The sequence below is a fragment of the Flavobacterium sp. KH_001 genome (assembly GCF_057840745.1).
On sequence record NZ_CM174520.1, the window covers coordinates 2,954,241 to 2,970,890 of the forward strand.

At 34.2% G+C, this 16,650-nt stretch carries 14 protein-coding genes; 12 read left to right on the forward strand and 2 right to left on the reverse strand.

What is annotated here, in order from left to right; all coding sequences use genetic code 11:
• The first annotated feature begins 193 nt into the window (after positions 1-193).
• From AC3ITQ_RS12715 to AC3ITQ_RS12750, 8 genes are all read left to right on the forward strand, one after another.
• Positions 194-3,259 carry a SusC/RagA family TonB-linked outer membrane protein gene (locus AC3ITQ_RS12715; protein ID WP_489234596.1) on the forward strand — a complete coding sequence of 1,022 codons (3,066 nt, stop codon included), beginning with the start codon at positions 194-196 and terminating at the stop codon, positions 3,257-3,259.
• A gap of 11 nt (positions 3,260-3,270) precedes the next feature.
• Positions 3,271-4,770, forward strand: coding sequence for a RagB/SusD family nutrient uptake outer membrane protein (locus AC3ITQ_RS12720; RefSeq protein ID WP_489234597.1), 1,500 nt, complete (start codon positions 3,271-3,273; stop codon positions 4,768-4,770).
• Positions 4,771-4,784: 14 nt separating this feature from the next.
• Positions 4,785-6,338 carry a hypothetical protein gene (locus AC3ITQ_RS12725; protein WP_489234598.1) on the forward strand — a complete coding sequence of 518 codons (1,554 nt, stop codon included), beginning with the start codon at positions 4,785-4,787 and terminating at the stop codon, positions 6,336-6,338.
• A gap of 13 nt (positions 6,339-6,351) precedes the next feature.
• A complete protein-coding gene (locus tag AC3ITQ_RS12730; RefSeq protein ID WP_489234599.1) occupies positions 6,352-8,013 on the forward strand; it encodes a family 16 glycosylhydrolase in 1,662 nt (553 codons plus the stop codon).
• Between the two features lie 82 nt (positions 8,014-8,095).
• The gene (locus tag AC3ITQ_RS12735; protein WP_489234600.1) at positions 8,096-8,854 is read left to right on the forward strand and encodes a glycoside hydrolase family 16 protein; all 759 of its coding nucleotides are present in this window, start codon (positions 8,096-8,098) and stop codon (positions 8,852-8,854) included.
• A 311-nt stretch (positions 8,855-9,165) separates the two neighbouring features.
• A complete protein-coding gene (locus AC3ITQ_RS12740; protein WP_489234601.1) occupies positions 9,166-9,750 on the forward strand; it encodes an RNA polymerase sigma factor in 585 nt (194 codons plus the stop codon).
• A gap of 50 nt (positions 9,751-9,800) precedes the next feature.
• Positions 9,801-9,944 (forward strand): hypothetical protein, encoded by a 144-nt coding sequence (locus AC3ITQ_RS12745; RefSeq protein ID WP_167547713.1) that lies wholly within the window; start codon positions 9,801-9,803, stop codon positions 9,942-9,944.
• Positions 9,945-10,529: 585 nt separating this feature from the next.
• Positions 10,530-11,594, forward strand: a complete 1,065-nt coding sequence (locus tag AC3ITQ_RS12750; protein WP_489234602.1) for a tetratricopeptide repeat protein — start codon at positions 10,530-10,532, stop codon at positions 11,592-11,594.
• Between the two features lie 22 nt (positions 11,595-11,616).
• Here the strand turns inward: AC3ITQ_RS12750 and AC3ITQ_RS12755 are convergent, their stop codons facing one another.
• A complete protein-coding gene (locus AC3ITQ_RS12755; RefSeq protein ID WP_489234604.1) occupies positions 11,617-12,267 on the reverse strand; it encodes an endonuclease III domain-containing protein in 651 nt (216 codons plus the stop codon).
• 319 nt (positions 12,268-12,586) lie between these two features.
• Here AC3ITQ_RS12755 and bcp point away from each other — a divergent pair, with 319 nt between their 5' ends.
• Positions 12,587-13,039 (forward strand): thioredoxin-dependent thiol peroxidase, encoded by a 453-nt coding sequence (gene bcp, locus AC3ITQ_RS12760; RefSeq protein ID WP_489234605.1) that lies wholly within the window; start codon positions 12,587-12,589, stop codon positions 13,037-13,039.
• A 225-nt stretch (positions 13,040-13,264) separates the two neighbouring features.
• Here the strand turns inward: bcp and AC3ITQ_RS12765 are convergent, their stop codons facing one another.
• Positions 13,265-14,725: a TonB-dependent receptor gene (locus tag AC3ITQ_RS12765; protein WP_375032021.1), complete on the reverse strand. Its 1,461-nt coding sequence runs from the start codon at positions 14,723-14,725 to the stop codon at positions 13,265-13,267.
• 90 nt (positions 14,726-14,815) lie between these two features.
• Between AC3ITQ_RS12765 and AC3ITQ_RS12770 the strand changes: the two genes are divergently transcribed.
• Genes AC3ITQ_RS12770 through AC3ITQ_RS12780 form a run of 3 tightly spaced genes read left to right on the forward strand, consistent with a single transcriptional unit; the run spans position 14,816 to position 16,596 of the window.
• Positions 14,816-15,580, forward strand: coding sequence for an MBL fold metallo-hydrolase (locus AC3ITQ_RS12770; RefSeq protein ID WP_489234606.1), 765 nt, complete (start codon positions 14,816-14,818; stop codon positions 15,578-15,580).
• 13 nt (positions 15,581-15,593) lie between these two features.
• Positions 15,594-16,097: a hypothetical protein gene (locus AC3ITQ_RS12775; RefSeq protein ID WP_489234607.1), complete on the forward strand. Its 504-nt coding sequence runs from the start codon at positions 15,594-15,596 to the stop codon at positions 16,095-16,097.
• A 46-nt stretch (positions 16,098-16,143) separates the two neighbouring features.
• Entirely contained in the window at positions 16,144-16,596 is a 453-nt protein-coding gene (locus AC3ITQ_RS12780; protein ID WP_489234608.1) for a hypothetical protein, read from the forward strand.
• Positions 16,597-16,650: the final 54 nt, after the last annotated feature.

Below are 16,650 nucleotides of genomic sequence, written 5' to 3' on the forward strand. Positions count from 1 at the left end.
GTTTTGTTGTGTTTTTATAGTGTTTTTGTTAAAGAAATTAACATTTGTAATTTATAGTTAAATCAAGGTATTTTTTGATATATATGTAATTTAGTAATATTTTTTTTGTGATGTATGTTTTTTGTTGAGGTTAATTTTATCGTTTTCCTAATTGGATCAGATAAATTTATCTTTCAATAAAAACTAACTAATTATGAAATCAAAATTATTACTAACCGTACTATTACTGTTTACATCTTTTGCGTTTTCGCAATCTTTTGATGTCAACGGAACGGTACTAGATGGCGCTGGGTTATCGTTACCTGGCGTAAATGTAAAAGTTAAAAATTCGTCAAAAAGTACAACCACAGACTTTGACGGGTCCTTTAAACTTTCAGGTGTTTCAACCGGCACCACAATTGTTTTAAGTTATATTGGTTTTCGAACGCAGGAAGTTGTTGTTTCAGGTGCCAAAATTACTGTCAAAATGAACGACGATGCTAAATCATTAGAAGAAGTCGTTGTAATTGGTTATGGTAGCCAAAAGAAAAGAGAAGTTACAGGAGCGGTTTCTGTACTTGACAGCAAAACACTTGATCTTATAAAACCTGTTAAGGTAGAGCAAGCTTTACAGGGAACTATTTCCGGTGTAGTTGTAACTGCTCAATCTGGAGCTCCCGGTGCAGGATTGGATATCCGTATCCGTGGCGTTGGTACCAATGGACAAAATAATCCTACTGCAATTATCGATGGATATGTTGGAGATTTATCATTATTAAATCCAAATGACATTGAGACAATTACTGTTTTAAAAGATGCACAAGCAGCTATTTACGGAACAATTGGAGCAAACGGAATTATTTTGGTAACCACCAAAATGGGTAAAAAGAATTCTAAAACTAAAGTAACTTTTAATAGTTATACAGGATTTCAGGAAGCATCCAGAAAAATTCCAATGTTAGACGCTACAGAATATGCCTTACTATTAAATGAGAGCTATGCAAATGGAGGAAAAGTATTGCCATACCCAAATGCTGGTGGCTTAGGTAAAGGAACAAACTGGCAAAAGGAAGTTCTTAAAACAGGAGTTCCAATTATTAGCAATGATTTGTCAATTTCAGGAGGCTCAGATAAAATTACTTATGCAGTCAGTGGTTCACATTTAGATCAGGAAGGTATTGTTGGTGAGGATAAATCTGGTTTTTTGAGAAATACTGCCAGACTTGCATTATCTGCTGATTTAAGCGATAAATTTAAGTTGAAAACAAATGTTATTTACACTTTTACGAATCGAAGAACGATCAATGAAAATGGTTTAGGCTCTGTGTTGTTCAATGCATTAAATGTACCTGCAACTCTTACTCCGTATGATGCCAATGGAGAATTTACATTGGTGCCAAGTACTACTGGTTTAGGAACAGAAATTATCAATCCTTTAGCACAGCTTGCTAATACATATAACGATGGTAATTACAAAAAAATAAACGGAAATTTTGGCTTGGATTATAAGATTTTTAAAGGTTTTGTTTTATCAAGTTCTATTGGTTTTAATACAGGTAATGGGGAAAGCAGATCATTTGCCAAACAAATAAGTTATGGCGGAAAAGTTTTTGACGTACAACGAAGTTCAGTAACAGAAGGTTCTTCTAATGATAATAATTATTCATTTGATATTTATGCAACATATAATACAAAAATAGGAGAGAGTCATAATATAACCGGAACTCTTGGAAATACCATTTATAGAGAATGGGGAAATAATATTTCTGCAACTGGTTTCGATGTTCTTAATAATTCATGGGAAAACGCAACCTTAAAACTAGCCAGAGGCTTACCGACAGCGGTAAATGTTATTTCAGGTAATTATGATGAAAGAAGGCTTTCTTATTTTGGAAGACTACAGTATGATTACCAGGGAAGATACCTTGTTTCTGCTATGTACAGACGTGATTCTTCTACAAAATTTGGCCCGGGAAACAAGACTGCATCCTTTCTTTCTTTTACAGGTGGATGGGTTGTATCTGATGAAGAATTCTTCGGAAAATCAGAAACATTTAATTTCTTAAAATTTAGAGCCAGTTATGGAAGTTTAGGAAATGATCAAATCAAAAACAATGGATACAGAAGTATTTTAGATGGAGAAGCCACCTACGTATTTGATGGTAACTTATCTAACGGTATTGCAACTGGACAAATTCCTAACCCGGATTTAAAATGGGAAGAATCCAAAAAATTTGATGTTGGTTTTGATGCAAAATTATTCAATGACAAATTTTATATCGTAGCAGATTACTTTAGTGATACCAGAAAAGATTTGTTGGTACCAGGTATACCTGTTTCCGGAATTAATGGAACGGGTGCTCCAGGTGCGAGTTCTCCAACTATGAATGCCGGTTCTGTCAAAAATTCTGGTTTTGAATTTTCAATAGATTATAAAGAGAAATTTTCTGATTCGTTTACAATGTCTTTAGGTTACAACGTAACTTTTATTAAAAATGAAGTTACTGAAGTAAAAAATGGAACAGGTATAATCGATCAGGGATCTTTTGGAGTTGGTCAGCCTACAGCAGCACGCATGGAGGCCGGTCATGCGTTAGGTTATTTCTATGGATATAAAACTGATGGAATTTTTCAGAATCAGGCCGAAGTTGATGTGCATCCCTCACAACTTGCCCTTGGAGCCAATGCAGCTCCTGGTGATATTCGATTTGTAGACGTAAACGGAGATAACGTAATTGATTCTAAAGATAAAACAGATATTGGAGATCCGATTCCTGATGTTACGATGGGATTCAATTTACAGTTAAATTATAAAAACCTTGATTTTGCAGCGTATACTTATGCTTCAATTGGAAACGATATGGTACGTAATTACGAAAGAGTACTTTCTGATGCCAATCGTTTAGATTATGTTTTAGACAGATGGACAGGTGAAGGAACAAGTAATACCGTTCCGAGAGTTACTACAAGTGCGACCTCAAATAATGTTTTTTCTGAATATTTCGTTGAAGATGCCTCTTATTTCAGAATTCAAAATGTTCAATTAGGATATACTCTTAATCCTAAAGTATCTCTAAAAGCCGGAATTACAAGACTTCGCCTTTATATAGGTGTAAATAACTTATACACTTTTACGAAATACAAAGGATTTGACCCAAGCGCTTCATTTGGTCCTGGAAATCAGGACGGAGTTTCTCAATCTCCAATTGGTGCCGGAATCGATTATGGGTTTTATCCTGTTCCAAGAACCTATTTATTGGGCTTAAACATTAATTTTTAATTTCAATTAAAATGAAAAAATATTTATTTACAACCATTATAACACTAACTCTGTTCTCGACAATAAGTATTTCTTGTTCAGATGAGTTTGTTGATCCTACACCAAAATATTCTATTGATTCTGAAAATTATTTCAATTCTAAAGAAGATTATGATAATGCATTAATTGCAGCTTATGATTTGCTTCAGTCTTCTTATGTAAATGTTCTTTTGGGCGAAATTGCCTCAGATAATACTTTATGTGGAGGAGAAAGCCCAACAGACGTAATTGGTTTTCAGCAAGTTGACGATATGATTCACACACCCGTAAACAGCAATTTAAGAGATATCTGGAACTGGATGTTTGCAGGAGTTCAGAGAGCTAATTATATACTTGAATTCCAGAATAAAACTGATTTTGAAGGAAAAACCCAGGTTATTGCGGAAACACGTTTTTTAAGAGCGTATTACCAATTTGAATTAGTAAAATGGTTTGGCGGAATCCCGATGAAAGGAGATGCTCGATTTAAAGTTGGAGATGAAAAAACAGTTCCACGTTCATCAGTTGAAGATGTTTATGCCTCAATTGAGGCAGATTTAGCTTTTGCGGTAGCTAATTTATCTCCAACAGCATCTCAAAAAGGAAGAGCAACTAAGGGTGCGGCACAGGCATTATTAGGAAAAGCTTATTTGTATCAAAATAAATTTGCGCAGGCTGCAACGGCTCTTGATGGTGTTATTACTTCTGGAAAATATTCATTACAAACAGATTATAATGCAATGTTTGAATTGGATGGAGAAAATGGAACAGAATCTGTTTTTGAAGTACAATATACAGACGTAGAAGGTGCTGGTTTCGGATGTTTGCAATGTAGTGAAGGTAACGTCGCAGTTGGTTTTAGCGGTATCCGTAATTATTCAGGACCACTATTTTCATCTGGTTTTAGTTTTAATATTCCGACTAAAGAAAGTGCCGATGCTTTTGAAGTGGGCGATAAACGTAAAGACGTTGCAATATTGGACATTGAAGCTTGGGCAACTGCAAATGCTTCATTTGATGGAGGGAAAGGCGTGAGCTACGGAAAAGGAAATGAAGATACAGGTTACTTCAACAGAAAATACCTTCCTAGAAAAAGAAGTGCAAATGCAGCGGGAGATTTGAATCTTACAAATCCAAATAATTACAGAGCAATTCGTTATGCTGACGTTTTATTAATGGCTGCTGAGGCCTATAGTCGGGCCGGTAATAATGATGCAAAAGCCAGAGAATATCTAAATCAGGTAAGAAGACGTGCTTTTGGAGACAACAACCATGACATTACAGTTTCTGGAGCAGCGCTGACTGATTTTATCTGGGCTGAAAGAAGGGTCGAACTTTTTGGAGAAGGGCAACGTTTCTTTGACTTAGTTAGAACAGGAAAAGCAGTTGGGAAAATCCCGGGTTTTACTGCTAATAAAAATGAATTATTTCCGCTTCCAATTGAAGAAATTCAATTCGCAAACGGAAATTGGCAACAAAACCCTGGATACTAAATAAAAACATTATTATGAAAAAAATACATTTTATTATAAGTCTTTTCGTTATAACAATTTTCAGTGGTTGTTCAAGCGATGAAAGCAGCAATATTGATTTAGATGGTGTAAGCGCACCAACTAATATATCTGCTTTGACCACCATAGCACAAGATAATTCAGGTAAGGTTACTTTTTTGCCTAAAGGAGAGGGTGTTACGCAGTACAAAGTGAATTTTGGAGACGGAAGTTCAGAGTCAGAATTTCTGGCTCCCGGAGCCACGATTGATCACACCTATCCGGAAGGAGTTTATCAGGCCAAAATTAAGGCTATGGGAATTAATGGAAAAATAACAGAGGTAACTCAGGAAGTAACCGTTTCGTTTTTGGCACCAACTAATTTGCAGGTAACTTTGGCACATGTTATCGGAGATAATTTGTCAGCGTCAGTTACTGCAAAAGCAAATTTAGAAACTTTCTTTCAGGTTTATTTTGGTGAAACTCCAGATGAAACTCCGATAGATTTCATGGAAGGCGAAACCATTCAACATACCTATGCTAATGTAGGTGAGTATAATGTAAAAGTGGTAGCACTGAGTGGAGGTGTTGCAACAACTACTTATGAAGAAACAATTACAATATCGAATCCTGTGTTATTACCAGTAGACTTTGAATCTTCAACGCTAAATTATGCTTTTAATAATTTTGGAGGAGCAAATACAGTTGTGGCTAATAATCCAGGTGTAAACGAGGAAAATCCAAGCGCAAAAGTGGCTAAGTTACATAAAAGTGCAGGTTCAGAAGTTTGGGCCGGTTCGTTCATAGAATTAGGAGCACCAATTGATTTTTCAACATTGAAAAAAATCAAGCTGAAAGCATGGTCACCAAAAGCAGGAATTGTAGTTAAAATGAAATTAGAGAACCTTACAAATCCTGATATTAATACAGAAGTGGATGTAACTAATACTATCGCTAACGGTTGGGAAGAATTAACTTTTGATTTCTCAGCAGTTGATAATGCTAACAATTATCAAAGACTGGTAATGTTCTTCGATTTTGGAAATAATGGAACAGGAGCTGATTACTATTTTGATGATATAGAATTGACTGCAGGTGTGGAAACATTAAAATTACCGTTAACTTTTGAATCTTCTGTATTGACCTATGGGTTTACCAGTTTTGGAGGCGCAAATTCAGTATTAGCTGATAATGCGGATAAAACAGGAATTAATACATCTACAAAAGTAGGAGCTTTAACAAAAGGAAGTGGTTCTGAAACCTGGGCTGGATCGTTCATTGAATTGGCAAGTCCGCTTAATTTTTCAACTTTCAAAAAGATCAAAATGAAAGTGTGGTCACCTCAGGCAGGAATTATTGTTAAAATGAAGTTTGAGAACATGTCTGATAGTGCAATTAATAAAGAGGTAGATGCAACTACAACTATCGCAAACGGATGGGAAGAGCTAACTTTTGATTTTAATGGAGCAACAACAGCCAATCAATTTCAGCGATTAGTAGTATTCTTTGACTTTGGAGTTAACGGCACAGGAAAGACCTATTATTTTGATGACATTAAACAATCCAATTAAAAAAAACAAAATCATGAGTAAAAAGATAATTATAAATGTAATAGCATTACTGTCACTATTTTTGACAGTAAGTTGCCAGAAAGATGATTATGCATTTGGCGATTTGTCAGCACCATCAAATCTTAAAGTAACAGCTGAAATCATCGGAAAAACGGCCGATGCTCCTGATGGAGATGGTTCAGGAATGGTAAAACTGGTTGCAACCGCAGATAATGCGGTATCCTATAAATATGTATTTAGTGATGGAACATCAGAAAATGCTCCAAGTGGTATCTTTACTAAACGTTTTACCAAAACAGGAGTGAATACTTATACTGTTACAGTAATTGCATCGGGTAAAGGCGGTATAGCTACGAACACAACATTAGACGTAACGGTACTTAGTAATTTTAGTGATGACGAAGCAGTGCAGTTTTTAACTGCAGGTACCTCTAAAAAATGGTATTGGTCAGCCTCAGAGCCAGCACATTTAGGAGTAGGTCAGAATGATGGAGATGCTACCAAAAACTATTATTCAAACTATTATTCAGCGGCACCTTTTGAAAAAGCAGGCTCACCAACAAGCAGCTGTTTATATGATAACGTACTGACATTCTCTCTTGACGGAGAACAATTGAAATTCGAACTGGATAATGGAGGAGCAACATTCTTTAATGCATCATTCAAAAATGTAGCAGGAGGAAGCGGAGATGGAGATGATTGTTTGGCTTATGATGCTTCAGGAGTTAAAACAGTTTCATTAAGTCCGTCAGAATCTGTTGTAACAAAAAATCCGGATCATGCAACGCAGACAAGAGGAACAATGTTAAACTTTTCTGATGGTGGATTTATGGGCTACTATATTGGTCAGAGTTCGTATGAGATCTTATCAATTACAGAAAACAGAATGGTGGTTAGAGCTGTTATGGGCGGAAACTCAAGTTTGGCGTGGTACCATATTTTTACAACTACCAAACCAACTCAGACTCCACCGGCAGATTTTACAGAACTAGTCTGGTCAGATGAGTTTAATACGGATGGAGCTCCTGATGCAACAAAATGGAACTACGATTTAGGCAGAGGTGATAATGGTTGGGGAAATAATGAAAAACAGAATTACACTAACTCAGCAACAAATGTAATTGTACAAGGCGGAAACCTTAAAATTACAGCTAAAAAAGAAGCTTCTGGTGGTGCAGAATATTCTTCGGCAAGATTAAAAACAGATGCTAAATTTGCCTTTACTTATGGAAAAGTTGAGGTTAGGGCTAAACTTCCAATTGGTGTAGGGACATGGCCGGCAATCTGGATGCTGGGCCAGAATTATGCGACTAAACCGTGGCCTGCCTGCGGAGAGATTGATATTATGGAACATGTTGGGAAAAATCAAAATGTTATTTTGAGTACACTTCATTACCCTGGACATTCAGGAGGAGAAGGGAATACAGGTTCTAAAACAATTCCAAATGTTTCAACTGAATTTCATATTTATAAAGCAATTTGGAGTCCGGCATCAGTTACAACATTTGTAGATGATGTGCAGATTCATTCCGTTCCTAATGATGGTTCTTTGCCTTTTAATAGCGACTTTTTCTTAATTTTAAATGTCGCAATGGGAGGTAATTTGGGTGGCAATATTGATGCAGCTTTCACACAGTCTTCTTTGGAGATTGATTATGTTAGAGTATATCAATAGATTATAGATTAATTAGTAATAATCAATGAGAAGGTCAGTTTTAGGCTGACCTTCTTAATTTTTGTAATTTTAAAATGATACTATGAAAAAAATAATGGTATTGCTATTGATTAGCAGTTTTTGCCTCGCACAAGAAGTAAAAAGAAAACTGGTGTGGGAGGAAAATTTCACTGACAAAAATTTAAATGAGAAGGACTGGAATTTCGAAATAGGCGATGGTTGTCCAAATCTTTGTGGCTTCGGTAATAACGAAAGGCAAATTTATACCAAAACAAACCACGAATTTAAAGATGGAAATTTAATAATAGAGGCTAAAAAAGAAGGTAATAAATATACTTCTACCAAAATTACCACGAAAGGTAAAAAAGAGTTTATGTACGGCCGAATCGAAGCAAGAGCAAAATTACCAGTTGGTCACGGTTTGTGGCCGGCATTCTGGATGTTGGGTGCTAATATAGATGAGGTTCATTGGCCAAAAACAGGTGAAATAGATATTCTGGAATATATTGGTAGAGATCCGGGCATGGTGTATACAACCTTACATACACAAGACAGTCATGGAAATACAATTAATACTAAAAGAACGTCTTCTCCTAACATTGAAGAAGGGTATCATGTTTATGCAATTGAATGGACAAAAGATAAAATTGATTTTTTTGTAGATACTACCTTGGTATATACTTTTAATCCAATAGAAAAAAATGAAAATACATGGCCTTTTGATAAACCTTTTTATATCATCGTTAATTTAGCAATAGGAGGTAACTTTGGAGGTCCTGAAGTAGATGATAAAGTGTTACCGCAAAAGTTTTATGTAGATTATGTACGTGTATATCAGTAGTAAATAAAAGATGAAAAAGTTAGATATAAATAGCTTAAGTGTTTAATTGTAAGTTATTTATATCTATTTTTTTATAGCATCGCTATTTGTAAAAACTAATGTTTTAACGCACTTTATCGATAACGTTTAACTTTTGTTTATTTTTTTTAGTATATTTCTATTAATTATTCTCGCTTTTATTTGCTTTTTAAAATAATTATTTGTTAAATTTGGTCACGATATTAACATAAACTAAAAAAAGATTCGCCTATACAATAAAATTACTTTTTAGAAAAATTACTCCAAATTATAAAAACTAAAAAAGTAGTATTATGGCTGATCTGCATATTCCAGACGCTCTATTAGTAAAAAATTATATCGATGGCAATGAAACTGCGCTTTCGATACTAATTAAAAGGCACGAGTCTAAAATATATGGATTTATATATTCAAAGATTGCTGATAGAGATATTTCAAACGATATTTTTCAAGACACTTTTATTAAGGTAATCAAAACCTTAAAAAGCAATTCATATAACGAAGAAGGTAAATTCTTACCTTGGGTTATGCGTATTTCTCACAATTTAATTGTAGATCACTTTCGTAAAACTAAAAAAATGCCAATGTACAGAGAGACAGAAGAGTTTTCTATTTTTTCTGTAATGTCTGACGATTCTCTAACAATCGAAGGAAAAATGATCGTTGATCAGGTCGAAGTTGATCTAAAAAGATTAATCGAAGAACTTCCAGAAGATCAAAAAGAAGTGTTGGTAATGCGTATGTATCAGGATATGAGTTTTAAGGAAATCTCTGAACTTACGGATGTTAGCATCAATACAGCTCTAGGAAGAATGCGTTACGCTCTAATGAATTTGAGAAAAATAATTGATAAACATCAAATTATTTTAACCAACTAATACTATTTTGAAAATTAGCTCGTTATACTTTATATAAACATATTTATAGTATGGCGAAAATTTACTCTAAGAAGGAATTAGCTTCTAAAAATCTAAAACCGAAGAAAGAAGTTGTTTCTTTCTTATTAAACTATTCACAAGCATTGACAGTCGTGAAAGTTAAAGATAAAAGTTTTGAGATTATAGCTAATTAAACAGCCCACTATTTTAGTCGGATGTTTATTTTCAAAACCAATTAACTCTTGGTTTGAAAAACTCACTATTTGCAAATAAATGCAGATAGTGAGTTTTTTTATTTATAAGTAAATTGAAAGTAAGATTATTATTTCTTTTTTGTTTTCACTTATGCAATAGCAGCTGTTTTTGTGTGATTTTTCTCGTGCTTTAGTTAAAATGTTATATTTAGGTTAAAATTTATTTGTTTATTCGGTATTTAGTTTTATTTTAGTTAAAAAAGTTGGTTTTAATACTGTTAATTGGGGTAAATGAGGTTTTTTTCGTATTAAAACAATTAAATGAATAGAAACTTAATAATGATAGCGAATAATAAATGTTTAACCAATAACCAATAATCTATGAAGAAAAACTACACTGAATTGTTTTGTTTGTTTGTTGTAAGCGTATTAATGTTTTAAAAAAAAACAATAATGAATGGAGCGTTTTGCCAGCTATTCTTAGTTTGTAATAATAAATTTACGCTGAACTTAACTCCTCTTAAAATTTTGTTCTGCATAAATTGCTCAAAAAACAGAAGCATTTAACAACCAAACCAAATCCAAATGAAGAAGAACCTACAGATATTATCATTTTTTTTATTGATAAATATTGGAGCATTCGCTCAACAAGACCAGATCAAAGAGGCACAGTCTCTGTACGATAAAGGAAAAAGCCAGGAAGCGCTGGCGATTTTAAATAAAACAGAATATCTCATTCTTAATGCAGCTGATGAAGCTAAATCAGATTTTTATTTCTTAAAAGGAAATGTTTTAAAAGATTTAGCTGTCAAAAATATAGACGCTGCTAATAATTTCACGTTGGCTTCGCAGGCGTATCAGGATGTATTTTTATACGAGAATGAATCAGGAAAATTCAAATTTACTATTAAGGCGAATGCAGCACTAAAAGAAATGAAATCCAGCCTTGTTAATGGAGCAATGGCCGATTTTAATAGTGGTAAGTTCAAAGAAAGTGCTGAGAAAAGCTATAAAGTGTATTTGTTTGATAAGAAAGACACGTTAAATCTTTGTAATGCAGCATCTTCCTCTTTAAACGCAAAGGATTTTGATACAGCCATTAAATATTATGAACACCTAAAAAAGATTAATTATTCCGGAAAAGGAGTTTTGTATTACGCTACAAACAAGAAAACAAAAGAAGAAGATGTTTTTGTTTCTCCAAAAGCCAGAGAGTCAGCTATTCAACAAGGATTCTACGAAAAACCAAGAACCGAATCAGTTCCTTCTAAAAAAATAGAGATCAATGGTAATTTAGCTTATGCTTATCTGGAGAAAAAAGAGTACGCCAAATCAGAAAATATTTATAATTATGTTTTAGAGTTAGATCCTAATAATGTTGATGCCTATATTAATATGGCTTACTTGAAGTTAGAAGAGAAAAAAGATTTAGCTAATGAAATAGCGGCTTTAGGAACTTCGGCTGCAGAAATGCAAAAATATGATAAGTTAAATGCAAAAAAAGATGATATAGCACGCAGTGCAATTCCATATCTTAAAAAAGCGCTTACTTTAGAGCCTAAAAATACAGATGCAACAAAATCACTTTTAGGTATTTACAGGTCATTAGACATGACAAATGAATACAATGCCTTAAAAGGAGGCATGTAGAAAATAAAAAGAAGCTGCTAGATTATTTTTTAGCAGCTTCTTCTATTATTGATTTTTTGCCAACAGTTCGGGTAATAATATCTTTCTCCAGACTCCAGCCACGCGCAGGCGAATATTCTCTCCCGTACCAAATAATCTGAAGATGTAAATCGTTCCATATTTCTCTCGGGAATAATCTTTTTGCGTCTTTCTCTGTCTGAACCACGTTTTTTCCATTCGAAAGATTCCAGCGATACATCAACCTATGAATATGAGTGTCTACCGGAAATGCAGGAACGCCAAAAGCCTGAGACATGACAACACTGGCCGTTTTATGTCCAACAGCAGGCAACTCTTCAAGGGCTTCAAAACTTTGCGGAACTTCACCATTATGTTTGTCAATCAATATTTGCGATAAACCATGAATTCCTTTCGATTTCATTGGAGATAAACCACAAGGGCGAATGATTTCCTTAATTTCTTCAATCGACATTTTAACCATATCATACGGATTATCAGCCTTCGCAAAAAGCAATGGTGTAATCTGATTTACACGCACATCTGTACATTGCGCCGATAGCAAAACTGCAATTAATAAAGTATAAGGGTCTTTGTGATCAAGTGGAACAGGGATAGTAGGGTAGAGTTCTTTTAACGTATTTATAACAAATTGTACGCGGGCTTCTTTATTCATTTCCGTATTTTTAATCTCGTAAAAATAGTATAATTTTAATGATGTGCCTAATCCAGCTTTCTGCTTCAACTCCTCATTGTGTTAGTAACATTTTTAAGCAATAAAAAGAGCTTCCGTTGGTCGCTTTTTTATCGCAAAAAATGTAAACTACCACAACTCCGGGGTTTCCACGTCAATCTGGGGCAAAAAACATATAAAGTATAAGTTATGAATTATAAGTTAGTAGTAGAGATATTGAGCCAAATCCAAAAACTAAAATCTTTATTCTATACTCTATATTCTTTACTCTAAAAAAAAAACTAAAAACTAAAATAGCAATATGATAACATTACAAAAAGGCGATAAAGCACCAAACTTTTCCGGAGTAGATCAGGATGGAAAGACACATAAACTGGCCGATTATGCCGGTAAAAAATTAGTCGTTTTCTTTTACCCAAAAGCAAGTACACCTGGATGTACAGCAGAAGCTTGTGATCTAAGAGATAATTTTGAGCGTTTTAAAGCAAACAATTATGAGCTTCTAGGTGTGAGCGCTGACAGTCAAAAAGCACAATTAAAATTCAAAGACAAATATGAATTTCCTTTTCCACTTTTAGCTGATGAAGATAAATCAGTTATCAGTGCATTTGGCGTTTGGGGACCAAAGAAATTCATGGGAAGAGAATACGACGGAATTAACAGAACCACTTTCGTAATCGATGAGAAAGGAATTATCGAAGAAGTAATCGAAAAAGTAAAAACAAAAGAACACGCTTCACAGATTTTGAAGTAGAAGTTTAGTTTCAGGTTTCAGGTTTCAGGTTTCAGGTTTCAGGTTTCAGGTTTCAGGTTTCAGGTTTCAGGTTTCAGGTTTCAGGTTTCAGGTTAAGAATGTTAAACAACCCTGAGCGAAAACTTGAAACTTGAAACAAAAAAACTTGACCCGAGGCTGAAAGTCGAATTGGCGAAGCAAACAAAAAAAATCCCCGAAAGACAAACTTTTCTTTCGGGGATTTTTTTAAGTATTCTGTTCTAATTCCTTTTCCGGATGATATCCAAAAAGGTGATGTTCTTTTATAATTTCGGCAACTCCGGAAGGAAGCATTGGTTCCCAGCCTGTTTTTCCCTGACTGATCATTTTCAAAACTTCTCTCGAGAATACATTTAATATGTTTGGGTCGTAATCTTTAATGTCAACTACTTTTCCGTTGAATTTAAAGAATTTATACAATTCTTTCATTCTTGGGTGTACTTTTAGATTGTCAGAAGTAATAATTTCTCCATTTTCACCCAACATTGGATATAAGAATACTTTCATGTCACGGTAGAATAATTTTCCGAAAGCTTCCAGAATTCCTCCACTTAAATGACGGTAGTATTTCTCATCAAAAATATCAACTAAGTTGTTTACACCCATTGCTAATCCCATTCTTGCTTTGGTATAATTAGCAAAATATTCAACAACTTTATAATATTCCTGGAAATTAGAAATCATTACAGTTTGACCTAATGAACATAACAATTCTGCTCTGTCCATGAAATCGCGTTCATCAATTTCACCATCAGAACGTAAATTCGAAAGTGTAATTTCAAAAACAACTAAAGTATTATCTTTTTCAACCTTGTTTTCTTCCAGAAACATTGTTAATGATTTCTGATACATATCAAGATTTACATTGGTAACCGGACGGAAACTTCCTCTAAAGGCAAGAAGGTTTTTCTTGTACAAAACGGCAGCAGGCAATACGTTTTTCCCTTCAGGGTTAAACATTACGGCATCAGTCATTCCATTTTTGACCAGTTGTAAACTCATTAAACGGTTATCAACATCAGCAAAACGAGGTCCTGAGAAATTAATAGTATCGATTTCAAGTTGGTCTTTATCTAAGTGATCATATAAATAACGAAGTAATCGTTTTGGATCGTTGTATTTGTAAAAAGCACCGTAAATTAAGTTTACACCTAAAATACCAAGTGTTTCCTGTTGTAGTCGGGCATCAGTCTCTTTAAAACGAATATGAAGAATAATTTCGTTATAAGCTTCGTCTGGTTCAATTTGGTATCTTATTCCTACCCAGCCGTGACCTTTAAATTGTTTGGCGAAATCAATAGTAGCAACTGTATTGGCATAACTAAAGAAAAGTTTATTAGGGTGTTTTTCTCTGCTTAAACGCTCTTCGATAAGTTCACCTTCAAAGGTTAACATTTTTTTGAGTCGGTTTTCTGTCACGTATCTTCCGTCGCCTTCAATTCCGTAAACGGCGTCACTAAAATCTTTGTCATAGGCAGACATTGCTTTTGCAATAGTTCCCGATGAACCTCCGGATCTGAAAAAATGCCTAACCGTTTCTTGTCCAGCACCAATTTCAGCAAATGTTCCGTAAATATTCTCGTTTAAATTAATGCGTAACGCTTTGTCTTTTATAGAAGGAATCTGTTCGATGACCTTGTCACCTTTGAGTTTTATTTCTGTACCCATTTTATTTTAAATAGATTTGTTACAAAGTTAGCAAATTAGGCTTCTAATGAAAGAGAAATAATCCTATTTTTGTAAAAAAAATAAGTTCAATTGAAGGTATATTTTTTAGGCACTGGTACTTCTCAAGGTATCCCGATTATTGGGGTCGATCATCCCGTTTGTAAAAGCACTGATGCTAAGGACAAAAGGCTTCGTGTATCCATCTGGATTACATGGAACGAGCACTCCTATGTAATCGATTGTGGACCTGATTTTAGGCAGCAAATGCTTTCATGCGGCTGTCGAAAACTCGACGCCATTCTTTTTACGCACGAACATGCAGATCACACGGCTGGTTTAGATGACATTCGTCCGTTTAATTTCCGTCAGGGAGAAATCCCGGTTTACGGACACGAACGTGTAATCGACAATCTAAAACGTCGTTTTGAATATGTTTTTGAAACCGTAAACAAATATCCGGGAGCCCCAAGCGTTAAAACGATCGAGGTTGTAAATAACGAACCGTTTGCTGTGGGAGATAAAAGGGCAATTCCGGTTAACGTAATGCACGGCGATTTACAGGTTTTTGGTTATCGTATTGATGACTTTGCCTATTTAACAGATGTTAAAACAATTGACGAGGTGGAAGTTGAAAAATTAAAAAACCTGAAAGTTTTAGTGGTAAACGCTTTGCGTGTCGAACCTCATGATACGCATTTTAATTTGCAGGAAGCACTTGATTTTATAAATTTAGTCAAACCAGAGAAAGCTTATTTAACGCACATTAGCCATGTTTTAGGATTTCACGAAGAAGTACAAAAACAACTTCCTGAAAACGTCTTCCTGGCGTATGATAACTTAGAAATTACAATTTAATATAATACACAAAATGAAAAAATCCTTAATGCTTTACCTTTTTATCCTCGCGATATTAATGAATATTTTTACTTATATGTTTTACAGCAGAGAAGTAAAATTTGGACAGGAACGATACGATAAAACAACTAAGAAGCTTAGAGATAGTATAAATTTAGTAAAAACTGAATTAACGAATGCTAATTATTTTTCTTTAGAACACAATGAAAATGCACAGAATTACTTTGATAACAGTGCTTCTGGTGGAAAAGTAATTTTATATGAAAAATTAATTCCAGTTGTAACCGAGAAATTATTGGATCTAAATGCTAATCCAAACGGGAATCCTTATACAGGTCAGGATAAAATTGGTCCGAACAAATTTATCATCAATAAAATAAAAATTCTAAACCACAGATGGATCATTGCAGATTACAGTAATGGAGAATTATGGGGAGAAGTCTTGTTAAAATATTTTGTTGATAACGATGATAATATTACTTTTGAAGTTAATCAAAGCTGGTTGTATCAAAAATAGTATTTAGAATGCTATTTTTTACTGCCACTTTTAAAAAATAGGATTTATGAAAAAGATATTTTTATTTTCGATTATTATTGGTCTTTCATTTTCTTGTGCCAAAAAAGTTTCTGAAGAAAAGAAACCTTTACAAGAAACTACAAAAGCTGTAAAAGAAGAAACTGACTCTTCGATTTCAGTAGTTGGAGGAGATTCTGATGAACATGGATGTAAGGCGTCCGCAGGTTATACATGGTCGCTTCTTAAAAAAGAATGCATCCGAATTTTCGAAAACAGTACTAAATTATCTCATGTTGAAGACGGAAAAACATACACAACAGTGGCGTACGTAATTTTTGACGGAGATAAAGCGGAACTTTTCTTAGATACTCAAAAGGAATCTATTATACTGGTAAGGAAATCAGAAGGCGATTCCTGGATTAAAGATGATTTGCAATTGATTCCCTGGAAAGGTTATGTTTTGAAAAAAGGAGAGAAGATTATTTATACAGGAGAATAGCAATTCTAAAAGTTAAAAACCATTCTTTACATATAATACAAAAAGGCGAGAAAT

What these genes read in the sequence shown, in the direction of transcription:
- AC3ITQ_RS12715 (WP_489234596.1), top strand. Translation starts at nt 194, where the DNA reads ATGAAATCAAAATTATTACTAACCGTACTATTACTGTTTACATCTTTT.
- AC3ITQ_RS12720 (WP_489234597.1), top strand. Translation starts at nt 3,271, where the DNA reads ATGAAAAAATATTTATTTACAACCATTATAACACTAACTCTGTTCTCG.
- AC3ITQ_RS12725 (WP_489234598.1), top strand. Translation starts at nt 4,785, where the DNA reads ATGAAAAAAATACATTTTATTATAAGTCTTTTCGTTATAACAATTTTC.
- AC3ITQ_RS12730 (WP_489234599.1), top strand. Translation starts at nt 6,352, where the DNA reads ATGAGTAAAAAGATAATTATAAATGTAATAGCATTACTGTCACTATTT.
- AC3ITQ_RS12735 (WP_489234600.1), top strand. Translation starts at nt 8,096, where the DNA reads ATGAAAAAAATAATGGTATTGCTATTGATTAGCAGTTTTTGCCTCGCA.
- AC3ITQ_RS12740 (WP_489234601.1), top strand. Translation starts at nt 9,166, where the DNA reads ATGGCTGATCTGCATATTCCAGACGCTCTATTAGTAAAAAATTATATC.
- AC3ITQ_RS12745 (WP_167547713.1), top strand. Translation starts at nt 9,801, where the DNA reads ATGGCGAAAATTTACTCTAAGAAGGAATTAGCTTCTAAAAATCTAAAA.
- AC3ITQ_RS12750 (WP_489234602.1), top strand. Translation starts at nt 10,530, where the DNA reads ATGAAGAAGAACCTACAGATATTATCATTTTTTTTATTGATAAATATT.
- AC3ITQ_RS12755 (WP_489234604.1), bottom strand. Translation starts at nt 12,267, where the DNA reads ATGAATAAAGAAGCCCGCGTACAATTTGTTATAAATACGTTAAAAGAA.
- bcp (WP_489234605.1), top strand. Translation starts at nt 12,587, where the DNA reads ATGATAACATTACAAAAAGGCGATAAAGCACCAAACTTTTCCGGAGTA.
- AC3ITQ_RS12765 (WP_375032021.1), bottom strand. Translation starts at nt 14,725, where the DNA reads ATGGGTACAGAAATAAAACTCAAAGGTGACAAGGTCATCGAACAGATT.
- AC3ITQ_RS12775 (WP_489234607.1), top strand. Translation starts at nt 15,594, where the DNA reads ATGAAAAAATCCTTAATGCTTTACCTTTTTATCCTCGCGATATTAATG.
- AC3ITQ_RS12780 (WP_489234608.1), top strand. Translation starts at nt 16,144, where the DNA reads ATGAAAAAGATATTTTTATTTTCGATTATTATTGGTCTTTCATTTTCT.